At 70.8% G+C, this 25,734-nt stretch carries 27 protein-coding genes and 1 tRNA gene; 19 read left to right on the plus strand and 9 right to left on the minus strand.

Annotated elements, in window-relative coordinates:
- The first annotated feature begins 51 nt into the window (after positions 1 to 51).
- Positions 52 to 936 carry a LysR family transcriptional regulator gene (locus KHU32_RS08070; RefSeq protein ID WP_213669481.1) on the plus strand — a complete coding sequence of 295 codons (885 nt, stop codon included), beginning with the start codon at positions 52 to 54 and terminating at the stop codon, positions 934 to 936.
- Here KHU32_RS08070 and KHU32_RS08075 read toward each other — a convergent pair.
- Positions 933 to 2,525 (minus strand): GMC family oxidoreductase, encoded by a 1,593-nt coding sequence (locus KHU32_RS08075; protein WP_347265518.1) that lies wholly within the window; start codon positions 2,523 to 2,525, stop codon positions 933 to 935. The genes KHU32_RS08070 and KHU32_RS08075 overlap by 4 nt on opposite strands.
- A 115-nt stretch (positions 2,526 to 2,640) precedes the next feature.
- Here KHU32_RS08075 and KHU32_RS08080 point away from each other — a divergent pair, with 115 nt between their 5' ends.
- Together KHU32_RS08080 and KHU32_RS08085 are read left to right on the plus strand one after the other, a co-directional pair.
- A complete protein-coding gene (locus KHU32_RS08080) occupies positions 2,641 to 4,053 on the plus strand; it encodes an FAD-binding oxidoreductase (RefSeq protein WP_213669483.1) in 1,413 nt (470 codons plus the stop codon).
- A 72-nt stretch (positions 4,054 to 4,125) separates the two neighbouring features.
- Positions 4,126 to 4,199: transfer RNA gene (locus KHU32_RS08085), tRNA-Pro, on the plus strand.
- Positions 4,200 to 4,236: 37 nt separating this feature from the next.
- Here the strand turns inward: KHU32_RS08085 and KHU32_RS08090 are convergent.
- The 7 genes from KHU32_RS08090 to KHU32_RS08120 form a co-directional block, all read right to left on the minus strand.
- Positions 4,237 to 4,449 carry a hypothetical protein gene (locus tag KHU32_RS08090; protein ID WP_213669484.1) on the minus strand — a complete coding sequence of 71 codons (213 nt, stop codon included), beginning with the start codon at positions 4,447 to 4,449 and terminating at the stop codon, positions 4,237 to 4,239.
- Positions 4,450 to 4,514: 65 nt separating this feature from the next.
- On the minus strand, positions 4,515 to 5,492 hold the full coding sequence (locus tag KHU32_RS08095) for a phosphoribosylaminoimidazolesuccinocarboxamide synthase (protein ID WP_213669485.1): 978 nt from the start codon (positions 5,490 to 5,492) through the stop codon (positions 4,515 to 4,517).
- The gene (locus KHU32_RS08100) at positions 5,492 to 6,427 is read right to left on the minus strand and encodes a 2-dehydropantoate 2-reductase (RefSeq protein WP_213669486.1); all 936 of its coding nucleotides are present in this window, start codon (positions 6,425 to 6,427) and stop codon (positions 5,492 to 5,494) included. The genes KHU32_RS08095 and KHU32_RS08100 overlap by 1 nt, the downstream gene beginning before the upstream one ends.
- 121 nt (positions 6,428 to 6,548) lie before the next feature.
- Complete coding sequence (locus KHU32_RS08105) at positions 6,549 to 6,731, minus strand: CsbD family protein (protein WP_213669487.1); 183 nt, start codon at positions 6,729 to 6,731, stop codon at positions 6,549 to 6,551.
- Between the two features lie 126 nt (positions 6,732 to 6,857).
- Positions 6,858 to 7,745: a polyphosphate kinase 2 family protein gene (locus KHU32_RS08110; protein ID WP_213669488.1), complete on the minus strand. Its 888-nt coding sequence runs from the start codon at positions 7,743 to 7,745 to the stop codon at positions 6,858 to 6,860.
- A gap of 5 nt (positions 7,746 to 7,750) precedes the next feature.
- Positions 7,751 to 8,980 carry an MFS transporter gene (locus tag KHU32_RS08115; RefSeq protein ID WP_213669489.1) on the minus strand — a complete coding sequence of 410 codons (1,230 nt, stop codon included), beginning with the start codon at positions 8,978 to 8,980 and terminating at the stop codon, positions 7,751 to 7,753.
- 1 nt (position 8,981) lies between these two features.
- On the minus strand, positions 8,982 to 9,842 hold the full coding sequence (locus KHU32_RS08120) for an endonuclease/exonuclease/phosphatase family protein (protein WP_213669490.1): 861 nt from the start codon (positions 9,840 to 9,842) through the stop codon (positions 8,982 to 8,984).
- 123 nt (positions 9,843 to 9,965) lie between these two features.
- Between KHU32_RS08120 and KHU32_RS08125 the strand changes: the two genes are divergently transcribed.
- Both KHU32_RS08125 and KHU32_RS08130 read left to right on the plus strand, forming a co-directional pair.
- Positions 9,966 to 10,652, plus strand: coding sequence for an ArsR/SmtB family transcription factor (locus KHU32_RS08125; protein ID WP_213669491.1), 687 nt, complete (start codon positions 9,966 to 9,968; stop codon positions 10,650 to 10,652).
- Between the two features lie 26 nt (positions 10,653 to 10,678).
- Positions 10,679 to 11,854, plus strand: a complete 1,176-nt coding sequence (locus KHU32_RS08130; RefSeq protein WP_213669492.1) for an MFS transporter — start codon at positions 10,679 to 10,681, stop codon at positions 11,852 to 11,854.
- Positions 11,855 to 11,879: 25 nt separating this feature from the next.
- Here KHU32_RS08130 and KHU32_RS08135 read toward each other — a convergent pair whose 3' ends face one another.
- Positions 11,880 to 12,542 carry an MSMEG_1061 family FMN-dependent PPOX-type flavoprotein gene (locus KHU32_RS08135; protein WP_249680608.1) on the minus strand — a complete coding sequence of 221 codons (663 nt, stop codon included), beginning with the start codon at positions 12,540 to 12,542 and terminating at the stop codon, positions 11,880 to 11,882.
- A 40-nt stretch (positions 12,543 to 12,582) separates the two neighbouring features.
- Between KHU32_RS08135 and KHU32_RS08140 the strand changes: the two genes are divergently transcribed.
- The 14 genes from KHU32_RS08140 to folP all read left to right on the plus strand — a co-directional run bounded on the left by KHU32_RS08140 (position 12,583) and on the right by folP (position 25,716).
- Positions 12,583 to 13,326 carry a YebC/PmpR family DNA-binding transcriptional regulator gene (locus KHU32_RS08140; RefSeq protein WP_213669493.1) on the plus strand — a complete coding sequence of 248 codons (744 nt, stop codon included), beginning with the start codon at positions 12,583 to 12,585 and terminating at the stop codon, positions 13,324 to 13,326.
- A gap of 189 nt (positions 13,327 to 13,515) precedes the next feature.
- Positions 13,516 to 14,043, plus strand: coding sequence for a crossover junction endodeoxyribonuclease RuvC (gene ruvC, locus KHU32_RS08145; protein ID WP_314074398.1), 528 nt, complete (start codon positions 13,516 to 13,518; stop codon positions 14,041 to 14,043).
- Positions 14,040 to 14,657 (plus strand): Holliday junction branch migration protein RuvA, encoded by a 618-nt coding sequence (ruvA, locus tag KHU32_RS08150; protein WP_213669494.1) that lies wholly within the window; start codon positions 14,040 to 14,042, stop codon positions 14,655 to 14,657. Before ruvC ends, ruvA begins: the two co-directional genes overlap by 4 nt.
- Positions 14,654 to 15,703, plus strand: coding sequence for a Holliday junction branch migration DNA helicase RuvB (gene ruvB, locus KHU32_RS08155; RefSeq protein WP_213669495.1), 1,050 nt, complete (start codon positions 14,654 to 14,656; stop codon positions 15,701 to 15,703). The genes ruvA and ruvB overlap by 4 nt, the downstream gene beginning before the upstream one ends.
- A 20-nt stretch (positions 15,704 to 15,723) precedes the next feature.
- Positions 15,724 to 16,167: a YbgC/FadM family acyl-CoA thioesterase gene (locus KHU32_RS08160; RefSeq protein WP_213669496.1), complete on the plus strand. Its 444-nt coding sequence runs from the start codon at positions 15,724 to 15,726 to the stop codon at positions 16,165 to 16,167.
- The gene (gene tolQ, locus KHU32_RS08165) at positions 16,164 to 16,916 is read left to right on the plus strand and encodes a protein TolQ (RefSeq protein WP_408887831.1); all 753 of its coding nucleotides are present in this window, start codon (positions 16,164 to 16,166) and stop codon (positions 16,914 to 16,916) included. The genes KHU32_RS08160 and tolQ overlap by 4 nt, the downstream gene beginning before the upstream one ends.
- Positions 16,917 to 16,920: 4 nt before the next feature.
- Positions 16,921 to 17,451, plus strand: coding sequence for a protein TolR (tolR, locus tag KHU32_RS08170; RefSeq protein WP_213669497.1), 531 nt, complete (start codon positions 16,921 to 16,923; stop codon positions 17,449 to 17,451).
- Positions 17,452 to 17,454: 3 nt separating this feature from the next.
- Positions 17,455 to 18,465 carry a hypothetical protein gene (locus tag KHU32_RS08175; protein ID WP_213669498.1) on the plus strand — a complete coding sequence of 337 codons (1,011 nt, stop codon included), beginning with the start codon at positions 17,455 to 17,457 and terminating at the stop codon, positions 18,463 to 18,465.
- A 130-nt stretch (positions 18,466 to 18,595) separates the two neighbouring features.
- Positions 18,596 to 19,897 (plus strand): Tol-Pal system beta propeller repeat protein TolB, encoded by a 1,302-nt coding sequence (gene tolB / locus KHU32_RS08180; protein WP_213669712.1) that lies wholly within the window; start codon positions 18,596 to 18,598, stop codon positions 19,895 to 19,897.
- Between the two features lie 227 nt (positions 19,898 to 20,124).
- Complete coding sequence (gene pal / locus KHU32_RS08185; protein ID WP_213669499.1) at positions 20,125 to 20,610, plus strand: peptidoglycan-associated lipoprotein Pal; 486 nt, start codon at positions 20,125 to 20,127, stop codon at positions 20,608 to 20,610.
- A gap of 72 nt (positions 20,611 to 20,682) precedes the next feature.
- On the plus strand, positions 20,683 to 21,471 hold the full coding sequence (locus KHU32_RS08190) for a tetratricopeptide repeat protein (RefSeq protein ID WP_249680609.1): 789 nt from the start codon (positions 20,683 to 20,685) through the stop codon (positions 21,469 to 21,471).
- A 15-nt stretch (positions 21,472 to 21,486) separates the two neighbouring features.
- Positions 21,487 to 22,674, plus strand: a complete 1,188-nt coding sequence (gene tilS / locus KHU32_RS08195; protein WP_213669501.1) for a tRNA lysidine(34) synthetase TilS — start codon at positions 21,487 to 21,489, stop codon at positions 22,672 to 22,674.
- A gap of 91 nt (positions 22,675 to 22,765) precedes the next feature.
- Positions 22,766 to 24,688, plus strand: a complete 1,923-nt coding sequence (gene ftsH / locus KHU32_RS08200; protein WP_314075299.1) for an ATP-dependent zinc metalloprotease FtsH — start codon at positions 22,766 to 22,768, stop codon at positions 24,686 to 24,688.
- The gene (gene folP, locus KHU32_RS08205) at positions 24,685 to 25,716 is read left to right on the plus strand and encodes a dihydropteroate synthase (RefSeq protein WP_213669503.1); all 1,032 of its coding nucleotides are present in this window, start codon (positions 24,685 to 24,687) and stop codon (positions 25,714 to 25,716) included. Before ftsH ends, folP begins: the two co-directional genes overlap by 4 nt.
- The last annotated feature ends 18 nt before the right edge of the window (positions 25,717 to 25,734 follow it).

Below are 25,734 nucleotides of genomic sequence, written 5' to 3' on the forward strand. Positions count from 1 at the left end.
CTTTCGATTAATCCTGATAGATTTGAATGGGCCGTCAGGAAAATCCGAACAATGACGCCGGATCTCAATCGCCTGAACCTCTTCGTCGCCGTCGCCCGGCATCGCAACTTCCGCCGCGCGGCGCTGCAGCTCGGCCTCTCGCCCGCCAGCGTCAGCGAGGCGGTGCGCGACCTCGAGGAGCGACTGGGCGCGCGGCTCTTCAACCGCACCACCCGCAGCGTGGCGCTGACCGAGGCGGGCACGCGCCTGCTGGGGGAAGTCGGGCCCGCGCTCGGCACGATCGGCGCTGCGGTGGCGAATATCGGTAGCTTCAGCCGTGACCCGGTCGGCACGCTGCGCATCAATGGCCCGCAGCCCGCCATCGAGTTCCGGCTGATGCCCTGGCTGACGCGCTTCATGGCGGCCTATCCCGGCATGCGGGTGGAGCTCGTGTCCGACGCGGCCCTCACCGACATCGTGGCGGCGGGCTTCGACGCCGGCGTGCGCTACGATGAGAACCTGGACCAGGACATGATCGCGGTGCCGCTCGGCGCGCCGCAGCGCTACCGCATCGTGGGCTCGCCGGACTACTTCGCCCGCCGGGGCCGGCCCGAGACGCCGGAGGAGCTGGCGGCGCATGCCCGCTTCTCGCGCCTCTTCCCGCACGGCAACGAGCTGCCCTGGACGCTGGAAAAGCAGGGGCGCGTGGTGACGCTGCCGCCGCATGGGCCCTTCGGCGCCAACGAGACGCGGCTGCACCTGCAGGCGGCGCGCGCCGGGCTGGGCCTGCTCCTGACCTTCTCCGAATACTGCGAGGCGGATATCGCCGCCGGCACGCTGGAGCCCGTGATGGACGACTGGTGCGAGCCCTTTCCGGGCCCCTTCCTCTACTACCCCAGCCGGCGCCTGATGCCGGCTGGGCTGCGGGCCTTCGTGGACCTGATCCGCGCCGGCTAGGCCGCGCGCGTCATGAACACGGCGCAGCGCTCGCCGATCATGATGCAGCCGGCATTGGTGTTCCCGCTGACCACCGTCGGCATGATGCTGGCATCCGCCACGCGCAGGTTGCCCACGCCCTTCACGCGAAGCTGCGTGTCCACCACCGCGGCGTCATCCTCGCCCATGCGGCAGGTGCTGGTGGGGTGGTAGATCGTGCCGCTCGTCCGACGCACGAAGTCGAGCCAGGCGTCGTCGTCCTCCGGCGCGTCCTCGGGGGGCGAGTAGCGATCGGTGATGAAGCGGCCGAGGGCGCGGGTCTCAGCCAGGCGCTTGGCCAGCTTCACGCCCTCCACCATGCATTGCTTGTCCGTCTCGCTTGTCAGGTAGCGCGCGTGGATCCGCGGCTTGGCCAGCGGATCGGTGCTGGCCAGCCTGATCTCCCCGCGGCTCTCGGGGCGGAGCTGGCAGACGCTGACGGTGAAGCCCGGGAACTTGTGCAGCCCCTCCTTCACGCTGTCCGCGCTCCAGGGGATGAAGTGAAACTGCACGTCGGGCGTGGCGCTCTGCGGCAGGACGCGCGCGAAGAGGCCGGAGGTGGCGGCCGCGAAGCTCAGCGGGCCGCGCCGCGTCATCGCGAATTGCGCCCCCATCTGCGCCATGCCGAGCAGGCCCATGCGCTCGTTCACCGTCACGCGCTGGTTGGCGCGATACATCAGGCGCGCCTGCAGGTGGTCCTGCAGATTCTGGCCCACGCCCGGGATGTCGCGATGCACCTCAATGCCCATCTCGGCCAGATGCGCGGCCGGGCCGAGGCCGGAGAGCATCATGATCTGCGGGCTGCCGATGGCGCCGGAGCTCAGCACCACCTCGCGACTCGCCTTCAGCGTCCGCGTCTGGTTGCCGACGCGATAGACCACGCCCGTCGCGCGCCCGTCCTCGATGAGGATGCGTTCCACATGCGCGTCGGTGATCACGCGCAGGTTCGGCCGCTTCAGCGCGGGCTTGAGGTAGGCGGTAGCGGCCGAGCAGCGGAAGCCGTTGCGCACCGTCACCTGGTACCAGCCGGCGCCCTCCTGCTCGGGGCCGTTGAAGTCCGGGTTTTCCGGATAGCCGAGCTCCTTCGCGGCATCGATGAAGGCGCGCTCCAGCACGCCCTTCTCGCGCAGGTCGGTGACCGAGAGCGGACCGTCCGCGCCGTGCAGGGCATCGGCGCCCCGCTCCTGCCGCTCGGCCTTGCGGAAGTAGGGCAGGCAGTCGTCGAAGCCCCAGCCGGTGCAGCCGAGCTGGCGCCAGTGGTCGTAATCCTCGGGCTGGCCGCGGATGTAGATGAGCCCGTTGATCGCGGAGGAACCGCCCAGCACGCGCCCGCGCGGCCAGGGCACGGAACGGCCCGCCAGCTCCTCCTCGGCCTCGGTGGCGTAGTTCCAGCTGATGGTGGGGTGGTACATGGTCTTGGCGTAGCCGATGGGCACGTGCAGCCAGGGATTGCGGTCTCGGCTGCCGGCCTCGAGGACCGTGACGCGGATCCGGGGATCCTCGCTGAGCCGTCCGGCCAGGGCGCTGCCCGCCGAGCCGCTGCCCACCACAACCACATCGGTTTCTTCCACGCGACGCCTCCCAACGATCCGCCATGGATGGTCCGCTTGGCGGCCGTCACGGTCAAGCGAATCGGCGCCTCCCCTCCTCTTGACGCGATGCGGCCGGCGGGCTTCGCATGCGGGCATGTCTCCTCTCGATCTCCTCGCCCAGACGCTGGGCCCCGCCGGCTGCGTGCGTGATGACGCCGCCCTCGCGCCCTATGCGGTGGATTGGCGCGGCGTCTATCGCGGCACGCCGGCGGCCGTCCTGAAGCCCGCCGATACCGCCCAGGTCAGCGCCGCGCTGCGCGCCTGCGCCGAGCTCGGCCTCGCAGTGGTGCCCGCGGGCGGGCGCACCTCGCTCTGCGGCGCGGCGGTGCCCCTGTCGCAGGGGCCGGCCAGCGTGGTGCTGAGCCTGGAGCGCATGAACCGCTTCCGCTCGGTCGATCCGCTCGACAACTCCTTGGTCGCCGAGGCCGGCTGCACCATCGAGGCCGTGCAGAACGCGGCGGCCGAGGCGGGGCGCCTCTTCCCCCTGCATTTCGGCGCGCAGGGCAGCGCCATGGTGGGGGGCGCGCTCTCCACCAACACGGGCGGCATCACCACCATCCGCTACGGCAATGCGCGGGACCTCGTGCTCGGCGTGGAGGTCGTGCTGCCGGACGGCCGCGTGCTGGACGACCTGCGGCGCGTCCGGAAGGACAATTCCGGCTATGCGCTGAAGCATCTCTTCATCGGGGCCGAGGGGACGCTGGGCGTCATCACCGCGGCCTCGCTGCGGCTGTACCCGCAGCTCGTGAAGCGCGAGACGGCGCTGGCCGCCGTGCGCTCCCCGCACGAGGCGCTGCGCCTCTTCGCACGCTGCCAGGAGAGCGGTGCGGAACTCGTCGCCTTCGAGCTCATCCAGCGCAACTGCATCGAGATCACGCTGCAGCACGGCACCAATGTGCGCGAGCCGATGCCGCTGAGCACCGAGTGGTACGTTCTGATCGAGGCCGCCAGCACCCATGCCGCCATCCCGGTGCGCGAGGCGCTGGAAGCCGCGCTCATGGCCGGCATCGAGGCCGGCGAGGCCGAGGACGTGGTGATCTGCGAGAGCGAGGCCCAGCGCCGCAACCTCTGGGACATCCGCGAGACCTTCCCCGAGGCCTCCCGCCTCGAGGCACCGGGCCTGCCGACGGATACCTGCGTGCCCGTCTCGGCCGTGCCGGTGTTCCTCGAGCGCACCCAGGCGCTGATCGCCTCCCTCTGGCCGGAGGCGCGGATGGTCGCGCTCGGCCATATGGGCGACGGCAACATCCACCTGTCGATGAAGGCGCCGGCCGGCACCAGCCATGCCGAGCTGAAGGCGCGCGCGCCCGATTTCGAGGAGCGGGTGAGCGAGCTGGCGGTGGAGCTCGGCGGCAGCTTCTCGGCCGAGCACGGCATCGGTCAGTCCAAGCGGCCGAGCATGGCGCTGCTGAAATCGCCGGTGGCGCTCGACCTGATGCGGACCATCAAGGCGGCGCTGGATCCGGACGGGCGGATGAACCCGGGCAAGGTACTGCCGCCGGTCTGAGACCGCCGGGCAAACGCCTTTGCGGCCCGGCGCTTGATACGGCGGCGGGCTGCTCGTAAAGGTGCGAGACGGCGGGGCGTAGCACAGCCTGGTAGTGCGCCTGCTTTGGGAGCAGGAGGTCGGAGGTTCGAATCCTCTCGCCCCGATACGCCGCCCGCCCTGGCCCCGACGAGGGCCTGCGCCCTATCCCCAGACGCCGAACCAGACGCCGGTGCCGTGCACGACGCCGATCGGGAAGACGATCGCGCCGACCGTCGCGAAGGCCCAGCGATCATCCGCGCCGCAGGAATAGAGGTGCTGCGACCAGGCGGCGAAGGGCAGGGCCACGAAGCTGAGCAGAAATAGCGCCGCGATGGCGTTGTCCCGCCACGTGGCGCGATGCCGGTTGGGACGCATGGCTTCGCCTCCTGGGTGTCGCTGGAGGCGAAGCTTATCAGAAAGGGTGAGCCTCAGGCGAGGACTCACTTGGTGAAGAAAGGCGCCAGATTCCGCCGCACCCGGTCCAGCACGGAGGTCTCGCCGAGGGGCAGCTCGAACTTCCGGCCGGTGATGGTCTCGAAGGCCTCGATATAGACGGCGGCCGTGCCGAGGATCAGCTCCTCCGGAATCTCGGGGATCTCATCGCGGTAGGGATCGCAGCGCGCCGCCACCCAGTTCCGCACGAAATCCTTGTCGAAGCTCTCCGGCTTCTCGCCCGCGGCGAAGCGCGCGTCATAGCTTCCCGCGCGCCAGTAGCGGCTGCTGTCCGGCGTGTGGATCTCGTCGGCGAGGACGATGCGGCCCTCGGCATCCGTGCCGAATTCGTACTTGGTGTCGGCGAGGATGAGGCCGCGTGCGGCCGCCTGCTCCTGCCCGCGGGCGAAGAGCGCCAGGGCATAGGCGGTCAGCTGCTCCCACTGCGCGGCGGTCAGCAGGCCCTGGGACAGGATCTCCTCCGGCGAGAGCGGCGCGTCATGGTCGCCGTGGCCGGCCTTGCTGGTGGGCGTGATGATGGGCTGGGGCAGGCGCTCGTTGTCGCGCATGCCGTCTGGCAGGCGCAGCCCGTACATCTCGCGCCGGCCGGCCTTGTACATGGTCAGCACCGAGGTGCTGGTGGTCCCGGCCAGGTAGCCGCGCACCACGATCTCGACCGGCAGGATGTCCAGCCGGCGCCCGATCACGACGTTGGGGTCGGGATAGTCCAGCACATGGTTGGGGCAGATGTCCGCCGTGCGCTCGAACCAGAAGCGCGCGGTCTGGGTCAGGACCTGGCCCTTGAAGGGCACGGCGCAGAGGATGCGGTCGAAGGCGCTGAGCCGGTCGGTCGCGATGAGGATGCGCCGGCCGTCCGGCAGGTCGTAATTCTCCCGCACCTTGCCGCTGTAATGCGCCGGCAGCTCGGGAATCGCCGCCTCGCGCAGGACGAGGTGGGCGTGGGGGCGAAGCGCCGCGATATCCATCAGTGCGCCGCCTCCGCCCGCTGGGCCTCATAGGTCCGGCCGTTGATCCGCGCCGCCTCGAGCAGCGTGACGTCGAGCCCGGCTTGGCGCCCGGCTTCCGCGAGGTAGCCCACGATGTGATCGACCTCGATCGGGCCGCCGGCCAGGAGGTCACGGAACATGGAAGCGGTGGCGGTGGACTTCGGGTTGGTGAAGTTGCGCTCGATGCCGGCCAGCTGCTCTTCCGTCAGCGGATGCCCGCTGGCGGCGGCGATGGAGGCGGAGAGCCGGAACATGCGCAGGATCAGCTCCTGGCCGCCGGCGCGGATGATCTGGCCGATATTGCCGCGCATCAGCACGGTCAGCGCAGCGAGGGAGCCCAGCATGACCAGCTTGGCCCACATCTCGTCCACGATATTGGCGGAAGCGGTGGACTTGATGTGCGGCGCGGCCGCGAAGGCGCGCGAGAAGGCCTCGACGCGGGGCGAGGTGCCGCCGCCGATCTCGCCGAAGATGATGTCGGCGATGGGCTGCATGTGGAGGATATGGCCCTCGGCGCTGAGCGAGGCGCCGATCTTGGCGACGCCGCCGAGGATGGCCTTCTCGCCGAAGGCGGCCTGCAGGGTGCCGAGGTGGGACATGCCGTTGAGCACGGGCAGCACCGCCGTCTTCGGCCCCATGGCCGGGCGGATCGCCTCGATGGCGGAATCGAGGTCGTAGGCCTTGCAGCTGAGCAGGACGGCGTCCCAGTCGGTCCCTGGCGCCTCGGCCGTGACGGTCTTCGCCGGGAGGCTGAAATCGCCGAGCGGGCTCTTCACGACGAGGCCTTCGGCCGCGATCTGCGCCTGGCGCCTGGGGCGCACCAGGAAGGCGACCTCCTCAGCCGCGCCGCCCTGAATGAGTCGGGCCCCGTAATAGCCGCCGAGCGCCCCGGCACCCAGGATCAGAATCCGCATGTAAAGACTGCCTTCGCTGTCACGCCCCAACGCGGGCGTCCTGGCGGCAGGATCATCTTCCGACCGGCGGTGTCAATGCGGGCGCGGGCCGGCGGGTTTCCCCGCCGGCCCGCGAGGCAGGCTACTTCTTGGTGGCGTCGCGAACGGCATCCTTCGCGCCGCCAACGGCGTTCTGCACCTTGCCCTCGACCTTGTCGGCCTTGCCCGAGGCCTCGAGCTTGGCGTCGCCGATCACCTTGCCGGCGGCTTCCTTGATGGCGCCCTTGGCCTGCTTCGCGGCGCCTTCGATGCGATCCTTGTCCATGGTGGTCTCCTCAGATGGCGCGCCGGGATGACGCGGCCTTTCGCGGTTTCAACGCATCCGGGGCCGGGCAGTTGCGGGCTTGCGTGACGGTTCCGCGAACCGAAGGATTCCCAGGGACGGCGTGCCTCAGCCCAGGCTGCGGCGCGCCTCGGCGAGGGCCGCGCGCTGTTCGTCCGTGACCTTCGGGTAATGCAGATCAAGGGACTTCAATGCCCGGTTGATGGCGGCGACGACGACGAGCCGCGTAAACCACTTGCGGTCCGCCGGCACGACGTACCAGGGCGACTGGGGAGTGGCCGTGGCGGCGATCGCCTGCTCGTAGGCCTCCATGTAGTCGTCCCAGTGCTGGCGCTCGGCCACGTCGGAGGCGGAGAACTTCCAGTTCTTCTCGGGCTCGTCGAGGCGCTGGAGGAAGCGCCGCTTCTGCTCCTCCTGCGAGACGTTGAGGAAGAACTTCAGGACGACGATGCCCTGCCGGGCCAGGTAGCGCTCGAAGCTGGAGATATCCTCCAGCCGCTCGTCCCAGATGCGCTTGGTCACGAGCTTCGGGGGCAGTTTCTGGTGCGTCAGGATCTCCGGATGCACCCGGGCGACGAGGACCTCCTCGTACCAGCTGCGGTTATGGATGCCGATCTGGCCGCGGGAAGGCAGGGCCAGGGCGTGGCGCCAAAGGAAATCATGGTCGAGCTCGGTCGTGCTCGGCTGCTTGAAGGCGGCCACGTGGCAGCCCTGCGGGTTAACGCCGGAGAAGACGTGCTTGATCGTGCCGTCCTTCCCCGCCGCGTCCATGGCCTGGAAGATGCAGAGCACCGACCAGCGATCCTGCGCGTAGAGCATGTCCTGCTGGAGGGTGAGGCGGTCGACCCCCTCGTGCAGCAGCGCGGCGGCGTCGGTCTTGGAGAGCTTGAGCCCCGCGGTGTCATCGGGGCGGTGCTTCTTCAGCTTGAAGCCCTTGCCCTTCTCGATGCGGTAGCCCGCGAGGATTCCTTCGATGTCGATCTTTTCGATGTCCATGTCGGTCATGCTCCCAGCAATTTGCGGCCCCGCCAGGCATGCAGGACGACGGCGGCCTGGACGGCGAGGGTGAGGCCCATGGCCCAACCATAACCTGTCGCGTCCCATCCGCCGGCCGCATTTCGCGGCCAGAGGTCCAGGATCGCGCCGATCACGATCTGCAGAAGGAAGACGACCGCGAGCATGGAGGCGTTGATCGCGGTCGCGACCCGGCCTGCCAGCTCGGGGCCGAAGCGCTGCCCCACGGCGGCGTAGCCGGCGGGCCCGGCGGAGGCGGCCATGGCGAAGCACATCCAGATGAAGCCGAGCGCCGGCACGCCCGAGGGCGGGGCGAGGATCAGGATCGCCTGGATCGCGAGCATCACGCCCATGGCGATGGCGGGCACCATCAGGGGCGAGAAGCCGCGCGCCTGGAAGAAGCTCGCTGCCTGGCCCGTGAGCAGGCTGCCCACTGCCGAGCCGCAGGCATAGGTGAAGAGCACGACGCCGCGCGCGTGATGATCGAGCCCGGCGACGTCGCGCAGCCAGGGGCCCGCCCAGAGGCCCTGATAGACAAAGTTCATCGTCGTCAGCATCAGGATCGCGGGCACGAAGCGGCGGAAATAGGGGTGGGTGAAGATGGGCCCGAAGGCGCCGATCTCGGCGAGCAGGCTGCGGCGCGGCGGGGGCACATGGCCCGGCGGCGCGTCGTCCAGCGAGAGCCAGATCCAGAGGGCGACGACGCAGCTCAGCATTGCGAAGATGAGGAAGCCGCCGCGCCAGCCGGTATGCGGGATCAGCGCCTGCAGGGGCAGCGTTGCGATCATGCCGCCCAGCCCGCCGATGAAGACCCCGCTGCCCGTCATGGCGGCGACCTTGGAGCGCGGGAACCACTGGGTATTCGCCTTGAGCATCGCCATCAGCCCGGCGGCCACGCCGATGCCCGTGACGAAGCGGCCGGCGCCCAGCGCCAGCACGTCCTCCGCCAGTGCGCAGATGAGGAAGCCCACGCCCGCGGTCAGGGCGAGCGCGGTCTGGACGCGGCGCGCGCCGAAGATGTCGAGCGCCAGGCCCACGGGCAGCTGCGCAAGGCCGTAGGCGGCAAAGAACACCGCCGCCAGCAGCCCCAGATCCGAGGCGGAGAGTTCGAATTCCAGCGCCAGGAGCGGGCCGAGGACGGCCATCACCGCCCGGCTCGCCTGATTCAGGAAATTGACCAGGGCGAGCGGGAAGGTGATCCGGAAGAAGGTGTGCATGTCAGCCGACCCGCAGGCGGACGCTGATGGGGCAATGGTCCGAGAGGCGCTGGCGCATGGAACGCTCGCGCTCGGCATAGATCATGACGCGGAGGCTGTCCGGCACCAGCCACCCGCGGGCGGGGCCGCCCAGCAGGATATGGGAGATGAAGGGCCGGCCGCCGCGGGCATCCGACCAGCAGGGGTTGGAGACGCCCTCATTGGCGCGGGTGAGGGGGGCCGCGGCATTCAGCTGGCTCAGCACCGGGTCGCGTGGCGTCGGGAAGCGGCGGTTGAAGTCGCCCAGGATGGCGAAAGCCGTGCCCTCGCGCCGGCGGGCCGAGATCCAGCCGGCGAGGATTTCCGACTGCTGCATCAGCGTCTCGCAGTCGCGGCCCTCGTCGGCGGCTTCGCGGCAGCCGGCCTTCAGGTGGACGGAGAGCAGGCGGAGCATCCGCCCATCGACCTCCACCGTGATGTCGGTGCCCCGGCGGAGCGAGAAGCGCGCATGCGGGTTGAGGTCCAGCTCCTCGAGGTCGGCATTGCGGATGACGCGCAGGTTGCGCCGCACGGCGAAGCCGGTGCGCTGGATGTCGCGCTCGTCGGCGAAGAAGAAGTTGTAGTCGCGCGGGTCGAGGATGCGGGCGGCGGCCTCCGGCCCGTCCACTTCCTGCAACGCCAGGACGTCCGCATCGAGGCGTCGGGCGTAGTTCGCGAGGAGGTTGAAATCCCCTGGCTCGCGCGGCGTCAGGTCCCGCGGCAGGGCGCGATCGGTCGGCGGCCGGAGCGTGAGCCAGGCGATGTTCCAGGTGGAGAGCTTGATTTCCGCGGCCTGCAGGGGTGCCGCGGCGAGCAGGAGGAGGGCGAGAAGCAGTCGATTCATCCAGGCATCCTGACCGCAAATCGCGGTGCCGGCGAGCGGGCTCTGCCTTCGGTCCCCCCCGAAACAAAGAAGCTCCCAGGGCAGTATGTTGCCGTTCCCAAACTCGGTAGGATCGGAACGGAAATGTCCAACCTTGCCACCATCGCCCACCTGATCGGCGACCCTTCGAGGGCGGCCATGCTGCAGGCCCTCCTGCCCGGCGAGGCGTTGACGGCCGGGGAGCTGGCCCGCGTGGCCGGGATCGGTGCGGCCGCCACCAGCGGGCAGCTGAAGGCGCTGGTCGAATCGGGCCTGGTCTCCGTCCATGCCCAGGGACGCCACCGCTATCACCGCCTGGCGGGCGAGGAGGTCGCGGCCGCGCTGGAGACCCTGATCGCGCTGCCGCAGACCAGCCCGCGCCGGTCCTGGCCGCATGGCGACGCCTTCCGGCAGGCCCGTCTGTGCTGGCACCACCTCGCCGGCAGGCTGGGCGTGGCGCTCTACGACAGCCTCACGACCGACCGCTGGATCGAGGCTGCCCCGGGCGGCTGGGTCGCGACCGAGATGGGCGAGGCGCGCCTCGGCAAGCTCGGCGTCGACCTGGTCGAGGCCCGGCGCGCAACCCGCTTCGCCTGTGACTGCATGGACTGGTCCGAGCGCCGGCCGCATCTTGCGGGCGGGCTGGGGCGGGAGATCACTTCGATGCTCACCCGCCGCCACTGGCTCAGGCGGATCGAACCCTCTTCGTCCGACACGCTGCTGCGGCGTCGGCTCACCTGTACACCCGAGGGCGCGCGTGCCCTCTCATCGGAGTTCGGGATCACCGCATGAGTCCCGTTATACGTGTAGGCGCGGCGATGTCCGCGATGACGGCCGTCTCGCAATTTCACCGGGCGGCCGTCGGCGTGGTCGCGCCCGAGCTGGCGGCGGAGCTCGGCCTGGGCCCCACCGCGCTCGGCAGCGCGAACACCGCCTTCTTCATGGCGCTGCTCGTCGCGCAATTGCCCGTGGGCGTGGGCCTCGACCGGATAGGGCCGCGCCGGCTGGTGGCCTGGCTCACCATCCTGGCGGTCATCGGCTCGGTGGCGCAGGCGCTGGCGCAGGATGGCGCGCAGTTCCTCGCTGCGCGCTTCCTGCTGGGCCTCGGCTGCGCCGCGAGCTTCATGTCGGCCGTGGTGCTGGCCGGCCGCTGGCATGCCGGCCCCGGCCTGACCAAGGCCATGAGCGGCATCTTCGCCTGGAGCCAGGTCGGCATCCTGGCAGCCGGGGCGCCGCTGGCGCTCATGTCCGGCCTCGTCGGCTGGCGGGGGGCCTACCTCATCTCCGCGGGGCTGACCGTGCTGGTCGGCATCGCCTGGTGGCGCTTCGCGGCCGATACGCCGCCCGGCGTGACCATGCCGCAGCGGCCCAAGGAGACGCTGAAGGAGGTCCTGGCCGGCCAGTTCGTCGTCTGGAAGACGCCCGGCCTGCTGCGGATCCTGTCGCTGCATTGCGTGGCCTATGCGGTGATGGCGACGCTGCTGACGCTCTGGGCCGGCCCTTACCTCTATGACGTCCATGGCCTCGACGCGACGGGCCGCGGCGCCGTGCTGCTGGCGATGGGGCTGACGGTGCCCTGCGGCCAGCTCGCGCTGCCCTTCTTCGAGCGCCAGCTGGGGCGCGAGCGCACCGTCACCGCCTATGCCCTGGTGGTGATCGCCTGCATGGCCACCCTGGCGACCTGGACCGGCGTGCCGCTCTGGGCGGCGACGCTGCTGCTGATGACCTGCTGCTTCTTCTCCGCCTCGCCGATCATCCTGGTCGCGCAGGGGCGGGCGCTCTTCCCCGAGCACATGGTCGGGCGCGGCATCACCACGGTGAATCTGGGGCAGGTGCTGGGCTCGGCGCTGCTGCCGGCCGCGGTGGGCGCCGCCGTGGCGCTGGTCGGCGTCGGCGAGACGGGATACCGGGTGGGCTTCGTGCTGCTGGGCCTGTCCCTCGCGATCGGGCTCGCGGGCTACCGCTGGCTGCCCCGGGGCAGGCCCGCCGCCTGACGCCCGGGAAGCCCCGCCAGCTGGATCAGTACATGTTGGCCCGGAGGCGGGCCTCGGCCGCGGCGTCATAGGCCGCGGAATCCAGGCCGTTCTTCTTATGGGCCGCCAGCAGGGCGCCCATCGTCGGCACGCCCGGGGCCTTCTTCCGCCCGTCCCAGAGGTCGGAGCGCATGATGGCCTTGGCGCATTGCATGAAGATCTCCCGGACCTCCACGATCAGCACGGTGGAGGGCACCTTCTCCTGGGCGATGCAGCGCTCGCGCAGCTCCGGGTCGGCGGAGATGACGGCCGTGCCGTGCACGCGCATCGTCTCGCCCATGCCGGGCACCAGGAAGAGCAGCGAGACCCGGTTGTCCTCGATGATGTCGCGATAGCCGTCGAGGCGGTTGTTGCCCTTCCGGTCGGGGATCATCAGGTGCTTGTCGTCCAGTGCGACCACGAAGCCCGGCGCATCGCCGCGCGGGGTGATGTGGTTGCCCTTCCGGCCCTGGGTGCCCAGCAGGCAGAAGGGGCTGGCCGAGATGAAGGCCAGGGTCACCGCGTCGAGCCGGTCGGTCGATTTATTGGCCGCGAGCTCGGAAGGGCGGCCATAGATGGCCTCCAGCGCCTCGACGCTGGTGACGGCGTGGGGATCGGTTGTGATGGCATGGGTATCCATGTCCCGCATGGTGGCGAAACTCGCGGCCAAAGGCTATATGCGTTTTCCTCAACCAAATTCTGAAGAAGCCATGGCTGGGCATTCGCAGTTCAAGAACATCATGCACCGCAAGGGCGGGCAGGACGCCAAGCGCGCCCGCGCCTTCGCCCGGATCGGCCGCGAGATCACGGTGGCGGCGAAGGCCGGCCTCCCCGATCCCGCCCATAATCCCCGCCTGCGGGCCGCGCTGGTGGCCGCCAGGCTCGCCAACATGACCAAGGATGCGGTGGACCGGGCCATCAAGAAGGCCTCGGGCGCCGGCTCGGGCGAGGATTACGTCGAGGTCCGCTACGAGGGGCGCGGCCCCGCCGGCGTCGCCGTCATCGTCGAAGCGCTGACCGACAACCGCAACCGCACCGCGAGCGACCTGCGCTCCATGTTCAGCAAGCATGGCGGCGCGATGGGCGAGACGGTGGCCTTCCAGTTCGACCGCGTCGGCGCCGTGCGCTTCGGGGCCGAGGTCGCCGATGCGGACACCATGCTGGAGGCGGCCATTGAGGCCGGCGCCCAGGATGTCGCCAGCAGCGGGGAGGGGCACGAGGTCCTGACCGCGCCGGAGGACCTCAACACCGTGCGCGACGCGCTGGAGGCCCGCTTCGGCGACGCCCAGGCGGCGCGGCTGGAGTGGAAGCCCAACCTCACCGTCGATCTCGACGAGGAGGGCGCGGCCGCGGTGCTGAAGTTCATCGACCTGCTCGACGACCATGACGACGTGCAGCAGGTCTACGCCAATTTCGAGGTGAGCGACGCCGTCCTGGCGAAGCTTTCGGGCTGACCTTGGCACACCGTCCGATCGCAGAGCCCCGCAGGCGCGTAGCGCCGAGGAGCGGCGCGTGAATCGGCCGGGATATGGGTCCGATCGCAGGGCCCCGCAGGCGCCTAGCGCCGAGGAGCGGCGCGTGAATCGGCCGGATATGGGTCCGATCGCAGAGCCCCGCGGGCGCGTAGCGCCGGGGAGTGGCGCGTGATTCGGCCGGTCGGGCAGGCCCCTGTCCGTGTTCTGGGGATCGACCCCGGCCTCACCCATACGGGCTGGGGGCTGATCGAGAGCGCGGGCTCGCACCTGCGCTACATCGCGGCCGGCGCCGTCAGCACCTCGGCCGGCGACGAGCTCGCCCACCGGCTGGTGCAGATCCACAACGCGCTCTCGCATATCATCGGCGAATGGACGCCGGACGAGGCGGCCATCGAGCACACCTATGTGAACAAGAACCCGGCCGCCGCGCTGAAGCTGGGCCAGGCGCGCGGCGTGGCGCTGCTGGTACCGGCGCTGGCTGGGCTGCCGGTCGCGGAATACCAGGCGATGGAAGTGAAGCGCGCCGTCGTCGGCACGGGCCACGCCGACAAGATCCAGGTGCAGGACATGGTGAAGCGCCTGCTGCCCGGGGCCGTCCTGAAGCGCGCGGATGCGGCGGATGCGCTGGCCATCGCCATCTGCCACGCCCATCACCGCGGCACCCGCAGCGTCCTGGCAAGGCTGATGCAGGCGTGATCGGAAGCCTCAAAGGATTCGTGGAATCGACGCAGGACGGCGCCTGCGTGCTCGACGTGAACGGCGTCGGCTACCTGGTCTCCTGCTCGCGCAAGACGCTGGACCGCCTGACGGCGAAGGACGGCGTGCAGAAGCTGCTGGTGGAGACGCGCGTCAGCCAGGACGCCATCACCCTCTACGGCTTCCTCGACGCCACCGAGCGCGAGGCCTTCCGCGCCCTCATCGAGGTGAAGACGGTGGGGCCGCAGAAGGCGCTGCTGGTGCTGTCCGGCCTGGCGCCGGACCAGCTCGCCACCGCCATCGCCGCCAAGGAGCGCAAGCGCCTGTCGGAGGTGAAGGGCCTGGGTGCGGCCACCGCCAACCGCATCATCGACGAGCCGGCGATGCAGAAATGGGCCGTGGGCCGCGCGACACCGGAAGCCGATGGCAACGGGGCGACCGCGCCGACGCCGCTGCCGGAAACGCCCGAGGCGGATGCCGTCAGCGCGCTGCTCAACCTCGGCCTGAAGCGGCCGGAAGCCGAGCGCGCGGTGGCCAAGGCCAAGGCCAATCTGGCTGAGGGCGCCGGGCTGAACGCGCTGATCACCGCGGCGCTGCGGGAGTCGGCCCGATGAGCGACGATCGCCTCACCAGCGGCGCGCGGCAGGAAGAGGATGGCGGCGAGGCCTCGCTGCGCCCGCAGATGCTGTCCGAATTCACCGGCCAGAAGCTGCTGCGCGAGAATCTCTCGGTCTTCATCCAGTCCGCCGCGGCGCGGGGCGAGGCGCTCGATCACGTTTTGCTTCACGGCCCCCCGGGCCTCGGCAAGACGACGCTGGCGCAGATCGTCGCGCGGGAGATGGGCGTGGGCTTCCGCGCCACCTCCGGCCCGGTGCTGCAGCGCGCGGGCGACCTCGCCGCGATCCTCACCAACCTGCAGCCGCGCGACGTGCTCTTCGTCGACGAGATCCACCGCCTTCAGCCTGCCATAGAGGAGACGCTCTATCCGGCGATGGAGGATTTCCAGCTCGACCTCATCATTGGCGAAGGGCCGGCGGCGCGCACCGTGCGCATCGACCTGCCGCCCTTCACGCTGGTGGGCGCCACGACGCGCTCGGGCCTGCTTTCCACGCCGCTGCGCGACCGCTTCGGCATTCCGCTGCGCCTCAACCTCTACACGGCCGAGGAGCTGTTCCGCATCGTGCGGCGGGGCGCGGAGAAGCTGGGCTTCGCCCTGGCCGATGACGGCGCGCGCGAGATCGCGAATCGCAGCCGCGGGACGCCCCGCATCGCCGGTCGCCTGCTGCGCCGCGTGCGCGACTTCTGCGTGGTCGAGGGCAAGGTGGCCGATCGCGCCATGGCCGATGCCTCGCTTGCCCGGCTCGAGGTGGACGCCAAGGGCCTGGACGCCATGGACCGCCGCTACCTCCGCCGCATCGCCGAGCATCACAATGGCGGGCCGGTGGGCGTGGAGACGCTGGCGGCGGCCCTCTCTGAAAGCCGCGACACGCTCGAGGATGTGGTGGAGCCGTTCCTGATCCAGGAAGGGCTTGTGCTGCGCACGCCCCGCGGCCGCATGCTTGGCGAGCCGGGCTGGCGACACCTGGGGATGACGCCTCCGGCCGGCGTGCAGCTGCAGCCCGACCTGCTGGACCAGGCGGGAGGCGCGAATGGCCCATGAGCCTGAATCGGCGATGAATTATGGATGATTTCGCGCATCGGCTGAACATCCGCGTGTATTACGAAGACACGGATGCGGGCGGCGTGGCCTATCACGCCACCTACTTGCGCTGGGCCGAGCGTGCGCGCACGGAATCGCTCCGCGACATGGGCCTGCCACATTCCGACATGCAGCGGTTACATGGCTGCTTCATGGTGGTGCGGCGCGTCGCTGTGGAGTATGCACGCCCCGCGCGACTCGACGACGAGGTGACGGTGGTCACGCGGATCCGCCGCGCTTCCGCCAGCCTGCTGCTGCTGCAGGAGGTCTGGAAGGGGGAGGAAAGGCTGGCATGGCTCGATGTGACGCTCGCCTGCGTGGATGCGGTGAGCCTTGCCCCGCGCCGCTTGCCTGAACCCTGGCTGGGCGCGCTGCGCGCCCGCACTGTCCTGCCCGAAACGACTTTAGGAGGCCTGGCCCCTTGAACTCCGTGACCACCGCGCCGCTCGCCGCCGCCGCCCACGACCTGTCCCTGTTCGGCCTGTTCATGCAGGCCGACTGGGTGGTGAAGCTGGTGATGGTCCTGCTGATCCTGGCCAGCGTTTACGTCTGGGCGATCGCCTTCGAGAAGTTCACCAGCCTCGCCCGCGCCCGCAAGGAAGCGGACGATTTCGAGGATCGCTTCTGGCGCGGCGGCAGCCTGGACGAGCTGTATCGCGCCCAGGGCGAGCACCCCTCCCACCCCATGGCCGCCGTCTTCGTCATCGGCATGCGCGAGTGGCACGCCAGCACGGCCTCGGGCGCCGGCGCCTTCATGGTCGCCGGCACGCGTGAGCGGGTGGAGCGCGCCATGGCCGTCACGATCCAGCGCGAGATGGAGCGGATGGAGAAGCGCATGACCTTCCTGGCCTCCACCGGCTCGGCGGCGCCCTTCGTCGGCCTCTTCGGCACGGTCTGGGGCATCATGAACAGCTTCACCGCCATTGCCGGCATGCAGAACACCAACCTCGCCGTGGTGGCGCCCGGCATCGCCGAGGCCCTTTTCGCGACGGCCATGGGCCTGGTGGCCGCCATCCCGGCGGTGCTGATCTACAACATGCTCTCGTCGAAGTTCGCCAAGTTCGCCGGGCGGCTCGAGGGCTTCTCCTCCGAGTTCGGTGCCATCCTCGCGCGGCAGACCGAGGCCGCCGCCCAGGCGCGCCTCTCGGCTGCCGCGCCGACGGCGGCGGAGTAACGCCATGGCCGGGCCGATCATGAAGCGCGGGGCGGGTGCCCGCTACCGCCCCATGGCTGAGATCAACGTGACGCCGATGGTGGACGTCATGCTGGTGCTGCTCATCATCTTCATGGTCGCCGCGCCGATGATGACCTCCGGCGTGCCGGTCGACCTGCCCAAGACCACGGCCCAGCCGCTGAATCAGGAGCAGGAGCCGATCACCATCAGCGTGAATCCCGAGGGCCGCATCTTCCTGCAGGAGACGGAGGTCCAGCTTGAGGGCCTCGTCCAGCAGCTCCAGGCCATCGCCCAGACCCAGCAGCCCGGCCAGCCCGAGCGCCGCATCTTCGTGCGCGGCGACCGCGGCATCTCCTATGGCCGCGTCATGGAGGTGATGGGCACCATCAGCGCCGGTGGCTTCACCCGCGTGGCCCTCCTGGCCGAGCAGGCCAGTACCGGGGCGGCCCGCCCCGCCGCTCCCGCCGCCGGCGCGCCCCCCCGCGCCCCCGCGCCCGCCGCGAACCCCCCGTCGCGAGGCCCGGCGCAGCGCTGAGCCATGGAAGACAGGCGTTTCCGCCTCTGGGTCGGTGCCTCCCTCGCCGCGCACGTGCTGCTGCTGGGGATGCTCCTGCTCGACTTCGACCGGCGACGGATCGAGGAGCCGCGCGAGCAGGCCATGGAGGTCGAGTTCATCGCGCCTTCCGAGACCGCGCAGGGCGAGACGCCGGCGCCCCGCGCGCCGGTGAGCGTGCCCGCGCCGCCGACACCCGAGCCGCCGGAGACCGAGCCCGCGCGGCCTGAGCCGCCCGCGCCGCCGCCGCCGCCCCCTCCGCCGCCGCCGGCGCCCGCCGCCGCGCCGGCACCGCCGACCCCGCAGCCGCCGCGCCCCACCGCCGCCGCGCCGCCGCCGGAGCCCGCGCCCTCGCCGGTGCCCGTGCCCCCGCGCCCGCAGCAGCAGGCCCAGGCGCCGACGCCGCCGACCCCGGCCGCGCCCACGCCCGCCCCGCCGCGGCCCACGCCGCCGCTGCCGCTGCCGCCGCCCCCGGTGCCGCCGCCGCCCGAGCCCTCGCAGGCGCCCGGCACCGGCTCGACGCCGCCCGTCGCCCGCCCGCAGGAGCGCAGCCAGTCGGTGCTCAATACGCTGGAGCGCCTGCGCCAGACGCAGCAGCAGCAGACGCCGCCCACGGCGCGCGCCAATCCGCGCCCGGCCAGCGCGCCCGACCGGACCGGCGGCACGCCGGCCGGCGTCGCGAACCTGACCGCGGCCGAGCGCTCCGGCCTCGCCGAGAAGATCGGTGAATGCTGGGCCGTTGATGCGGGGGCACCCAATATCCAGAGCATCGTCGTCGAGCTCCGGGTCCAGGTGGATGCCGGCGGCGTGGTGCGGCAGGTGACACCCAATGGCGGCACGCCGCCGACCGAGGCGCGCGCCCGCATGGTCTACGAGGCCGCGCGCCGCGCCCTGCTCGATCCGCGATGCAACCCGCTCCCCCTCCAGCGCGATAGGCTGGAGGCACTGCGCAACACCGTCTTCCGATTCAACCCGCGTGAGCTGGGCCTGCGGTAAGGTTCCACCCTTGACCCGGCCCGCTCAAAGGCCAAGGTGCGCCCCCCGAAGGGGCCCCGACAACCGGAGAATCCGTACCGTGACACTCAACGTGAATCGACGCTCGCTCCTGACCGCAGGGGCCGCTGCGATGGTGGCGCCGGGCATCTGGACCACCCCGCTGCCCGCCGCGGCGCAGAGCGGCGGCCAGCCGACCATCGTCGACATCACCCGCGCCCGGACCGAGCCGATCCCGATCGCGATCCCGGACATGGCGGGATCGCCGCTCGGCGCGCAGATCTCGCGCGTCATCACCAACAACCTGCGCAATTCCGGCCTGTTCCGCCCGGTGGACCGCCAGGCCTTCATCCAGACGACGGAATCCGCCGCCGCGACGCCGCGCTTCCAGGACTGGCGCGTCATCGGCGCCGTGGCTCTGGTCACCGGCCGGGTGGACGGCACGGGAGACCGCCTGCGCGTGGAGTTCCGCCTCTGGGACATCCTGCCCGAGCAGCAGGCGCTGGGAACGGCCTACAACGCGACCGGCAGCAACTGGCGGCAGATCGCGCACATCATCTCGGACGACATCTACAAGCGGATGCTCGGCGAGACCGGCTACTTCAACACGCGCATCGCCTATATCGCCGAGACCGGCCCGCGTGACCGCCGCGTCCGCCGCCTCGCCATCATGGACCAGGACGGCGAGAACAACCGCTTCCTGACCGACGGCCAGTTCCAGGCGCTGACGCCTCGCTTCCACCCGGATGCGACGCGCATCGCCTTCATGTCCTACCAGCGCAACGAGCCGCGCGTGTACCTCTTCAACCTGGAGAGCGGCCGGCAGGAGGTCCTGGGCAATTTCGGCGGCATGACGCTGTCGCCCCGCTTCTCGCCGGACGGTCGCTCGGTGGTGCTTTCGGCCGTGCGCGGCGGCGACGCCAATATCTTCGTGGTGGACATGGCCTCGCGGCGCGAGCGGCAGCTCACCAGCGGCGGCGGCCTGGACGTCTCGCCCTGCTTCTCGCCGGACGGCACGCAGATCGTCTTCAACTCGGACCGCGGCGGCGACCAGCAGATCTACGTCATGGATGCGGGCGGCGGCGGCGCGCGGCGCATCAGCTTCGGCAATGGGCGCTATGCGACGCCGGTCTGGTCCCCGCGCGGCGACCTGATCGCCTTCACCCGCATCGCCCGCGGCCAGTTCGCCATTGGCGTCATGCGGCCCGACGGCTCCGGCGAGCGCATCCTGTCCGAGGGCTGGGGCATGGAAGGCCCGACCTTCGCGCCCAACGGCCGTGTGCTGATGTTCTATCGGGAGTCGGCCTCGCGCGATAATCGCGGCTCCGGCTATTCGGCGCGGCTCTCCTCGATCGACATCGCGGGCTTCAACGAGCGACAGATCGTGACGCCGACCGATGCCTCCGATCCGAGCTGGTCGCCGTTGATCAGCTGAGGCGGGAACCGGAACGGGCTTCGATGACGCCCGTTCCACCGTGTGGCGAGGTCGATTGTAGCGAATATTTGTTCCGCCTGTGGCGTGGGACGCTTCGCCTTGATCGCGCCATATGGCAGGGTTAGTCCTATGCTGCGCGATGCTGCAGCCGCGAAGGCGGGCGGTGGCTGGCTGCAGAAATGCTTGTTGGAATAAGCACTCTTAAGCAGAGGCAGTAGGAGAACATTATGGCCGCCACGAAGACCTTCCTCGCCGCCGTCGCGGCCGCGGGCTTGCTTGTTGCCTGCTCCTCCGACCCCGACACCTCCGCCAGCACGGCCGGCGCGGGCGCGGGCAGCGGCAGCGGTTCCGTCCGTCCGGGCAGCCAGGAAGATCTGGTCGCCAATGTCGGCGATCGCGTCTTCTTCGACACCGCCCTGAACGGCGTCCGCCCCGACCAGCGCCCGGTGCTGCAGCGCCAGGCCGCCTGGCTCGCGCAGTACCCGCAGAACCAGGTCACCGTCGAAGGCCATGCCGACGAGCGCGGCACGCGCGAGTACAACCTCGCCCTCGGCCAGCGCCGCGCCAATTCGGCGCGTGACGTGCTGGTGGCGAGCGGCGTGGCCGGCTCGCGCATCCAGACGATCAGCTACGGCAAGGATCGTCCGGACGCGCTGGGCTCCAACGAGGACGCCTGGGCGCGCAACCGCCGCGCCGTCACGGTGGTCCGCTAAGCGGCCGGTCGGATGCGGCGCGCGGCCCTCCTCCTTGGTCTGACCTTGCTGGCGACGCCGGCAATGGCGCAGATGGACAGTCGCGAGGGCATCGCGCTGCAAAACCAGATCCTGCAATTGCGGCAGGAGATGGAGCAGCTGCGCCGCGGCGGCGGGGGCAGCCTGCCGCCGCCCACCGTCTCGCGCGGCGGCTCCTCCGGCGGCGGCAGCGAGCTGGTCGGCCCGCTGCTCGAGCGGGTGAACACCCTGCAGGACGAGGTCAGCCGCCTGCGCGGCCGCGTCGACGTGCTTGAGAATCAGAATCGTCGCCTGCGCGAGGATTTCGAGAAGTATCAGGGCGATATGGAATTCCGGCTCGGCCAGGGTGGTGGCGGCGGAAGTGCCGGTAGCGGTGCCGCCCCGGCCCCGTCCCGCCCTGCGGCCCCGGTCGCACCGCCGATCGCCGCACCCACGACCAGCACCGGCGCGCCCCCGCCGCGCACGCCGGACCGCGCCATCGCCGAAGGCAATGCCGCGCTGGGGCGTAACGATTTCCCGGCCGCCGAGGCCGCGGCGCGCGAGGCCCTGGCCAGCCGTTCCGGTGCCCATGCCGTTGCCGCACAGATGCTCCTGGCAGGCGCCCTGAGCGGCAAGCGCGACTTCGGCAACGCCGCCATTGCCTATAACGAGGCCTATACCCGGGCCCGCACCGGCCCGCGCGCGCCCGAGGCGCTGCTCGGCCTGGCCAATTCCTTCCAGAGCCTCGGCAACCGTCGCGAGGCCTGCGACACGCTGAACGACCTGCGCAGCCAGTTCCCCAACCTGCGTCCGCCCCTTGCGGCCCAGGCGACGACGGCGCGCCAGCGGGCGCAATGCCGCTGACGCGGACCTTCTGACGTGGCCGGCGCCAAGCCGGTCACGAGCGCTGAATTCGCTGCGCTGATGGGCCCCCTGGGCCCCTTTTCCGATCTCATCGCCGTCGGATGCTCCGGCGGCCCGGATTCCCTGGCCCTGACCCGGCTCGCGGACGCCTGGGCGCGCGGGCGCGGGGCCTCGGTGCTGGCCCTGATCGTGGAGCATGGGTTGCGCGCGGAAAGCGCGGCGGAGGCCGCCTCGCTGGCGGCCGCGCTGACGGCCCAGGGCATCGCGACACGCATCCTCCCGCTCGGCCTGCCGGCGGGCCCGGGGCTGCAGGAGCGGGCCCGCCGGGCCCGACGCGCCGCGCTGCTGGCCGCCTGCGCCGAGGCCGGCGCCTTGCATCTCCTGCTCGGGCATCATGCCGGCGACCAGGCCGAGACGGTCCTCTTCCGGGCGCTGAGGGGCAGTGGCGAGGCCGGCCTGGCCGCGATGTCGGTTTCGACCGTGGCGGCCGAGGCCCTCATCCTGCGGCCCCTGCTGTCCATCCCGAAGGACCGCCTCACCGCCAGCCTCGAGGGCTGGCCGATCCGTCCTTTCCAGGATCCTTCCAACGCCGATCCGCGCTTTGCCCGCGCACGCCTGCGCGCTGCCGGCGACACCTCCGGCGTCCTGGCCGCGGGGGGGGCTTTCGGCCGGCGCCGTAACCGGTTGGCGGCGGCGGTGGCCGACCGGCTGGCTGCGGCGGTGCGCCTCCTGCCCGAGGGCTGCGCGGAGGTCGCGCCGCTGAGGCTGGGCCAGGACGCCGTAGCCCGCCGGCTGATGGGCGCCCTGATCCGCGCTGTCGGGGGGAGGGAGCACGGGCCGGCCGAGGCCGCCGTCGCCGACTTGCTGGCCCGGGGCTCCGGATCGCTCGGCGGCGCCCTTTGGACGCGCGATGGGCGCTGGCTCGTACCCGAGCCGGGCGCGGCCACAGCGCGCTTCCGAGGTAAGGTCCCGGCGGGCTACGTCCTTGGGTCGCTGGGCGCTGACGCGGCCTCCCTGCGCGGCCGGGCGCGGCATCTTCCGGCTGCCGTGCTGGCCGGCCTGCCCGCCTTCCGCGAGCCCGGGAACGGGAAGCTGGCCCTGGTCCCGCATCTGGCTTATCTTGATCGTGAAATGTCGGTAAGATTAACGACCGTCTTCGCTCCCCCGGGCGGCCCCGTGACCGAAAGTCACTTCGCGGAATGAATTCTCTGGGCAGGCCGGGATTTTCTGGGGCGGCGGACACACTATGTTCACCACATGCCGGTCCAACGGCCGGCGAAGGGGATCGCGTGACGTGAGCAATTTCGGCCGGAACCTGGCCTTATGGGTGATTGTGGCGCTGCTCCTCGTGGCGTTGTTCAACCTGTTCCAGCCCTCGAATTCGACCAGCCGGGCCCAGACCCAGGTGGCCTACAGCGACTTCATCAACGAGGTGACCGCGGGTCACGTGCGGGATGTCGTCATCCAGGGCCGTACCGTGTCCGGCCAGCTGACGGACGGGCGCTCCTTCAGCACCTACACGCCCGAGGATCCGCAGCTCGTCTCGCGCCTGACGGAGAAGGGCGTGCGCGTCGTCGCGCGGCCGGAGGAGAGCGAGGTCAACCCGCTCTTCCAGATCCTCATCTCCTGGTTCCCGATGCTGCTGCTGATCGGCGTGTGGATCTTCTTCATGCGCCAGATGCAGGGCGGCGGCGGGCGTGCCATGGGCTTCGGCAAGTCGAAGGCCAAGTTGCTGACCGAGAAGCACGGCCGCGTGACCTTCGAGGACGTGGCGGGCATCGACGAGGCCAAGGCCGAGCTCGAGGAGATCGTCGACTTCCTCCGCGATCCGGGCAAGTTCCAGAAGCTGGGCGGCAAGATCCCCAAGGGCGTGCTGCTCGTCGGCCCTCCCGGCACGGGTAAGACGCTGCTCGCGCGCTCCATCGCGGGCGAGGCGAACGTGCCCTTCTTCACCATCTCGGGCTCCGACTTCGTCGAGATGTTCGTGGGCGTCGGCGCCAGCCGCGTGCGCGACATGTTCGAGCAGGGCAAGAAGAACGCCCCCTGCCTGATCTTCATCGACGAGATCGACGCCGTCGGTCGCCATCGTGGCGCGGGCCTCGGCGGCGGCAACGACGAGCGCGAGCAGACGCTGAACCAGATGCTCGTCGAGATGGACGGCTTCGAGTCCAACGAGGGCGTCATCATCATCGCGGCCACCAACCGGCCGGACGTGCTGGACCCCGCGCTGCTGCGTCCGGGCCGCTTCGACCGCCAGGTCGTGGTGCCGAACCCCGACGTGAACGGCCGCGAGAAGATCCTGCGCGTGCACATGCGCAAGGTGCCGCTGGCGTCGGACGTCGATCCGAAGACGATCGCGCGCGGCACGCCGGGCTTCTCGGGCGCCGACCTCGCCAACCTCGTGAACGAGGCCGCGCTGCTGGCCGCGCGCACGGGCCGCCGCACCGTCGGCATGGCCGAGTTCGAGGCCGCGAAGGACAAGGTGATGATGGGCGCCGAGCGGCGCAGCCTCGTCATGTCCGACGACGAGAAGAAGATGACCGCCTATCATGAGGCGGGCCATGCCCTGGTTGCCATGCACGAGCCGGAATGCGACCCGGTTCACAAGGCGACGATCATCCCCCGCGGCCGCGCCCTCGGCCTCGTGATGAGCCTGCCGGCGGGCGACCGCTACTCGAAGCACAAGTCCAAGATGGAGGCCGAGCTCGCCATGGCGATGGGCGGCCGCGTCGCCGAGGAGGTCGTCTTCGGGCGCGACAAGGTGAGCAACGGTGCCTCGGGCGACATCAAGATGGCCACCAACATGGCCCGCATGATGGTCACCGAATGGGGCATGAGCGACAAGATCGGCATGGTCGCCTATGGCGAGAACAGCCAGGAGGTCTTCCTCGGCCATTCCGTCACGCAGTCGAAGAACCTCTCCGAGGAGACGGCGCGGATCATCGACAGCGAGATCCGCGGCATCATCGACCGCGCCTATGCCCGCGCCACGCAGCTCCTCACCGAGAACCGCGAGGAGCTGGAGCGTCTGGCCAAGGGGCTGCTCGAATACGAGACGCTCTCCGGCGACGAGATCCGCACGGTGCTGCGCGGTGAGCCGGTGGTGCGCAACCGCCCCGACGAGCCCGCTTCCTCGGGCCGTGGCAGCGTGCCGAGCGCGGGGCGCACGCCGCGCCCCGACACCGGCGGTGGCCTCAATCCCCAGCCTGCCGGGTGACCGGCGAGGAATGGCTTGAGCCGCTGGGCCTGCTGAACGGCCCGGCGGCTTTCGCCGCCATCCGAGATGGGCTCGCCCTGCCGCTGCAGGGCGGGCCCATCGCGTTTTCGCTGGTGCGCGGCCCCGAGGGCGGCGTCATGCCACCGCCCGAGGACCACCCCGCTTTGGGGCGGCTGACGCGGGCGATGCCGGATTTCGCCGGGATGGCGCGGCACCGGGCGCGGCCCCTGGTCATGGGCATCGTGAACTGCACGCCGGACAGCTTTTCGGGCGACGGCCTGGGCGGGGGCCATGCGGCCGCCATCGCCCAGGGCCAGGCGATGCTGGAGGCGGGGGCCGACCTCCTGGATATCGGCGGCGAGAGCACCCGTCCCGATTCCGCGCCGGTCTCGGTCGAGGAGGAGATCGCACGCGTCCTCCCCGTGATCCGGGAGCTCGCGAAGGTCGCGCCGGTCAGTGTCGACACGCGCAATGCCCGCACCATGGTGGCCGCCCTGGAAGCGGGGGCGAAGATCGTGAACGACGTGAGCGGCCTCCGCCACGATGCGGCGGCGCTGCGCGTCGTCAGCCAGGCGCGCTGCCCGGTGGTGATCATGCACGCGCTCACCACCGATCCGCGCACCATGCAGCGCGACATCCACTACGAGGATGCGGCGCTCGAGGTCGCGCGCTTCCTGGAGGCGCGGGTCGAGACGCTGGAGCGGCTGGGGATCCCGCGTAGCCGCATTGCCGTGGATCCGGGCATCGGCTTCGGCAAACGCGTGAAGGACAATCTGGCGCTGGTCGCGCGCCTGACGCTGCTGGCGAATATCGGCTGCACCATCCTGCTGGGCGCCTCGCGCAAGACCTTCATCGGTCGCGTCACCGGCGTCGTGCAGGCGGGCGAGCGCGTGGCGGGCAGCCTGGCCATCGCCCTGGCAGGGGCCGCGAACGGCGCGCATATCATCCGCGTCCACGACGTGGCGGAGACGGCGCGCGCGCTGCGGATGGCCGAAGCGCTGGCCTTGGGCTTCGAGGAGCCGGCCTAGGTCACGCCCCGGCCGGCC

It is taken from the genome of Roseococcus pinisoli (assembly GCF_018413645.1).
In the GTDB taxonomy this organism is placed as follows: Bacteria; Pseudomonadota; Alphaproteobacteria; order Acetobacterales; family Acetobacteraceae; genus Roseococcus; species Roseococcus pinisoli.

Coding starts and splice junctions, on each gene's coding strand:
- KHU32_RS08070 (WP_213669481.1), top strand. CDS start 52: ATGACGCCGGATCTCAATCGCCTGAACCTCTTCGTCGCCGTCGCCCGG.
- KHU32_RS08080 (WP_213669483.1), top strand. CDS start 2,641: ATGTCTCCTCTCGATCTCCTCGCCCAGACGCTGGGCCCCGCCGGCTGC.
- KHU32_RS08090 (WP_213669484.1), bottom strand. CDS start 4,449: ATGCGTCCCAACCGGCATCGCGCCACGTGGCGGGACAACGCCATCGCG.
- KHU32_RS08095 (WP_213669485.1), bottom strand. CDS start 5,492: ATGGATATCGCGGCGCTTCGCCCCCACGCCCACCTCGTCCTGCGCGAG.
- KHU32_RS08100 (WP_213669486.1), bottom strand. CDS start 6,427: ATGCGGATTCTGATCCTGGGTGCCGGGGCGCTCGGCGGCTATTACGGG.
- KHU32_RS08105 (WP_213669487.1), bottom strand. CDS start 6,731: ATGGACAAGGATCGCATCGAAGGCGCCGCGAAGCAGGCCAAGGGCGCC.
- KHU32_RS08110 (WP_213669488.1), bottom strand. CDS start 7,745: ATGGACATCGAAAAGATCGACATCGAAGGAATCCTCGCGGGCTACCGC.
- KHU32_RS08115 (WP_213669489.1), bottom strand. CDS start 8,980: ATGCACACCTTCTTCCGGATCACCTTCCCGCTCGCCCTGGTCAATTTC.
- KHU32_RS08120 (WP_213669490.1), bottom strand. CDS start 9,842: ATGAATCGACTGCTTCTCGCCCTCCTCCTGCTCGCCGCGGCACCCCTG.
- KHU32_RS08125 (WP_213669491.1), top strand. CDS start 9,966: ATGTCCAACCTTGCCACCATCGCCCACCTGATCGGCGACCCTTCGAGG.
- KHU32_RS08130 (WP_213669492.1), top strand. CDS start 10,679: ATGTCCGCGATGACGGCCGTCTCGCAATTTCACCGGGCGGCCGTCGGC.
- KHU32_RS08140 (WP_213669493.1), top strand. CDS start 12,583: ATGGCTGGGCATTCGCAGTTCAAGAACATCATGCACCGCAAGGGCGGG.
- ruvB (WP_213669495.1), top strand. CDS start 14,654: ATGAGCGACGATCGCCTCACCAGCGGCGCGCGGCAGGAAGAGGATGGC.
- KHU32_RS08160 (WP_213669496.1), top strand. CDS start 15,724: ATGGATGATTTCGCGCATCGGCTGAACATCCGCGTGTATTACGAAGAC.
- tolR (WP_213669497.1), top strand. CDS start 16,921: ATGGCCGGGCCGATCATGAAGCGCGGGGCGGGTGCCCGCTACCGCCCC.
- KHU32_RS08175 (WP_213669498.1), top strand. CDS start 17,455: ATGGAAGACAGGCGTTTCCGCCTCTGGGTCGGTGCCTCCCTCGCCGCG.
- tolB (WP_213669712.1), top strand. CDS start 18,596: ATGGTGGCGCCGGGCATCTGGACCACCCCGCTGCCCGCCGCGGCGCAG.
- pal (WP_213669499.1), top strand. CDS start 20,125: ATGGCCGCCACGAAGACCTTCCTCGCCGCCGTCGCGGCCGCGGGCTTG.
- KHU32_RS08190 (WP_249680609.1), top strand. CDS start 20,683: ATGGACAGTCGCGAGGGCATCGCGCTGCAAAACCAGATCCTGCAATTG.